2 protein-coding genes are annotated in these 3,716 nt (G+C 42.1%); both read left to right on the top strand.

Annotated features, from left to right (window positions below):
• Positions 1–107: 107 nt before the first annotated feature.
• Positions 108–809: a rhomboid family intramembrane serine protease gene (locus VB740_RS36185; RefSeq protein WP_323204619.1), complete on the top strand. Its 702-nt coding sequence runs from the start codon at positions 108–110 to the stop codon at positions 807–809.
• Between the two features lie 196 nt (positions 810–1,005).
• The gene (locus VB740_RS36180; protein WP_323204618.1) at positions 1,006–3,654 is read left to right on the top strand and encodes a PAS domain S-box protein; all 2,649 of its coding nucleotides are present in this window, start codon (positions 1,006–1,008) and stop codon (positions 3,652–3,654) included.
• Positions 3,655–3,716: the final 62 nt, after the last annotated feature.

Raw genomic sequence — 3,716 nt, 5'->3', positions numbered from 1 at the left:
GAGGCAGGGGAGGCAGGGGAGGCAGGGGAGGCAGGGGAGGCAGGGGAGGCAGGGGGAGAATAACTAATAACTAATGACTAATGACTAATGACTAATGACTAATTTATATGATTCCTATTAGTGATAATATTCGTTGTCGGAATAAGCCGATTATTAATTACTGGTTGATTGGCATTAATGTTGCCGTATTCTTATGGGAGCTTAAACTAGAATTTAGTGGTGGATTAGGTTATTTTATTAATATTTGGGGTGTAGTTCCAGCCCAGATTAGTGGGGCAATTACAAATGCATTCGTTTACAATATCTCTCCTGCTTGGATAATTGTAATTTGGCGAACATTTTCACTATTTGTTGCAATATTTCTACATGGCAGTTTTAGTCAGATATTAGGAAATCTGTTATTTTTATGGGTTTTTGGGAAAACTGTTGAGAATATTCTGGGACATAGGCGTTATCTAGGTTTTTATCTGGCTGCTGGCGCGATCGCATCTTTAGCGCAAATTCTCGCTGAACCAAGCTTGACAGTACCATTGATTGGAGCGAATGGTGCGATCGCAGGTGTTTTAGGAGCATATATTATGAAGTTTCCTAAAGCTAGAATTGACACAATTTTGCCACTAATCATCTTGTATATCCCAATCGAACTCCCAGCTTTTTTCTATCTATTTTGGTGGTTTGTCCAACAATTATTTTATGGCATCGGTAGTTTAAATATTCCTCCTGTTGGCGTAAACCAATCGGGTGTTGTCTTCTGGGGACAGGTTGTGGGATTATTGATTGGTGTAGCTTTCATGCGTTTTAAGAAATAATTTGTTACTAATTGACCACTCGATGGAAAGCATCTTGTCGTCAGACATCGCTCTTAATCTCAGAGAATGTCTTTTGGGTAAAACCCTATACGCCTTTTGATGGATTACATTTTTGAGATTAAAAATCCATACTGTTAAAGCTAGGGGATGCCTACTCTTCAAATCGGTATTGTTTTAGTTATAAGCAGTGTGCAAGATGTCAAATGTTGATAAAATTAACTTTAAAGTCACTGATGAATTAGTAGCTCTGCGGCAGCGTGTAGCTGAGTTAGAGCAATCAGAAACATTTTATCAGCAAAGGCAAGCAGCGCTTGAAGAGCAAGTAATAGAGCTAGAAAAAAAACTGGCACTTGCACTACAATATCCCCATATTCAAGCTGTTGAATATGAGATCAAGCAGCATTTTGAACAAAGGGCATCCACAGCCTTTAATGTGCCAACAGATGTACCAGTCACTTTAGAGCAGATACAACAAGAAATTGCAGAGCGACAGCAGGTAGAAGCCTCTTTAAGGGAAAATGAAGAACGGCTCAGGTTAGCTTTAGATGCTTCCCAGATGGGCTTGTGGGATTGGAATATTGTTACCCATCAAGTCATCTGGTCTGAAACTCATGAAGTGCTTTTTGGTCTGCTTCCAGGTAGTTTTGACGGCAGCTATGAAGGTTTTCTAAGGTGCGTTCATCCTGAAGACAGACAATCTGTAATGCAATTTATTACCCAGGCTTTAGAACAAAAGACTGACTACGACGATGAATTTCGTATAGTTCGAGCAGACCAAAGTATACATTGGATTTCTGCCAAGGGAAAATTTATCTATGACGATCGCGGACAAGCGGTGCGAATGATTGGCGTTTGTATGGAAACTACTGTCTGCAAGCAGGCAAAAGAAAGCACTCGTGAACTCACAACCCAAGTGCAAGAACAGGCAAATATTTTAAATGCCATCCTCACCGCCTCAGTGGATCACATTTATATCTTTGATGGCAGAGGTTGCTATCAGTATGTCAGTCATGATGCAGCTACAATATTAGGCTTCAAGCCCCACGATCTTGTCGGAAAAACTTTGCAAGACCTGGATGTACCCGCAGACCTTATAGAACAGGTAGATAATCAACGACAAGCTGTGATGAAAACTGGGCAGCCAATCAAGGATGAGTGTAAATATGTTGCTGCTGATGGGGTGCATTATTATGAATACATCCTCACACCATTACGCAATTTTGGCCAAACTATTGAAGGCGTAATTACAGTTTCTCGTGATATTACCGAACACAAACGGGCAGAAAAAACATTACGTGAAAGTGAAGCCAGATTTCGGCGTTTGTTTGAATCCAACCTAATCGGGGTCGCTTTTTGGAATGTGGATGGCTTTATTCTTGATGCCAATGATGCCTTTCTCCAGCTAGCTGGCTACACTCATGATGAGTTTGCCACCTTGGGTAGAATTAATTGGAGAGAAATTACTCCTATTGAGTATAAGGAATTAGACGATCGCGCCCTTTTGGAAGTGCAAACCACTGGAATTTCCAGAATTTATGAGAAAGAGTATCTTCACCGCAACGGGAAGCGAGTCCCAATTGTTTTGGGGATAGCCTTGCTGAATGACTCCAAAAATAATGGTGTTGCTTTTGTACTGGACATTACTGAGCGCAAATCAGCCGAGAAAAAATGCGATCGCCTCCTCGAACGAGAAATGAAAGCACGCAAAGAAGCAGAAGTCGCTAACACAATCAAAGATGAATTTCTGGCGGTTCTCTCCCATGAACTGCGAACCCCACTCAACTCGATTCTGGGGTGGTCGAAATTACTGCGGACTCGTAATTTTGATAAAAAAACCACTAACCACGCCTTGGAAACCATTGAACGCAACGCCAAGTTACAAACCCAGCTAATTGAAGATTTGTTGGATGTGTCTCGCATCCTCCGAGGAAAATTAAACTTGAATACCTGTCCAGTGAACTTGGTAACGGTGGTTGAAGCAGCACTAGAGACAGTACAACTAGCAGCACAAGCTAAATCAATTCAAATTCAGACTATATTTGATCCCACTTTAGGACAAGTCATGGGCGACCCAAATCGGCTTGAGCAAGTTGTGTGGAATCTACTTTCCAATGCGGTAAAATTTACACCAGCAGGCGGACGGATAGAAATTCGACTGATGGAAGTTGGTAATCAAGCTCAAATTCAGGTCAGCGATACAGGTAAGGGAATTAATCCAGAGTTTTTACCTTATGTATTCGATTACTTTCGCCAAGCTGACAGCACAATTACCCGGACATTTGGTGGGCTAGGTTTAGGATTAGCGATCGTGCGTAAGGTTGTAGAAATGCATGGGGGAAACGTTCAAGCCGAAAGTCCTGGAGAAGAATTAGGAACCACTTTCACTGTTGAGTTACCGCTTTTGGTGAGAAGTGAACAGGTGAGGCCTGAGGAAAATGAGCCTTCACCTTGTGAGTTTGATTCCCCATTCCTCTCAGGCACTCAAGTTTTGGTGGTGGACGATGAACCAGATATCCGCGACTTAGTGACCTTTATTTTGCAAGACTACGGTGTAGAAGTAACCGCCGTATCTTCAGCACAAGAGGCATTAGAAGCACTATCTGAATCGATACCAGATGTTTTAATTAGCGATATTGGAATGCCGAAGACAGATGGTTATATGCTGATGCGAGAAGTAAGAGCGCGATCGCCTGAACAAGGAGGACGCGTACCAGCGATCGCTCTGACAGCCTATGCAGGCGAAATGAATCAGCAGCAAGCACTAGCAGCCGGATTTCAAATGCATATTTCTAAACCAGTAGATCCAGATGCATTGGTGAAAGCGATCGCCGATTTGATAAATTAGTCATTAGTCATTAGACCTCTTGCAAAAGTGCTTTTTGCAAGAGGGGGAAAAGGGTAAAGGTT

The sequence above is a fragment of the Nostoc sp. UHCC 0251 genome, assembly GCF_034932245.1.
Classification (GTDB): domain Bacteria; phylum Cyanobacteriota; class Cyanobacteriia; order Cyanobacteriales; family Nostocaceae; genus Nostoc.
The sequence above is the reverse complement of the archived record's forward strand: the minus strand, read 5'-3'. Positions and strand labels throughout refer to the sequence as shown.

Bases quoted from the DNA above. Each gene is read 5' to 3' on its own strand.
- VB740_RS36180 (WP_323204618.1), top strand. From the start codon at position 1,006: ATGTCAAATGTTGATAAAATTAACTTTAAAGTCACTGATGAATTAGTA.
- VB740_RS36185 (WP_323204619.1), top strand. From the start codon at position 108: ATGATTCCTATTAGTGATAATATTCGTTGTCGGAATAAGCCGATTATT.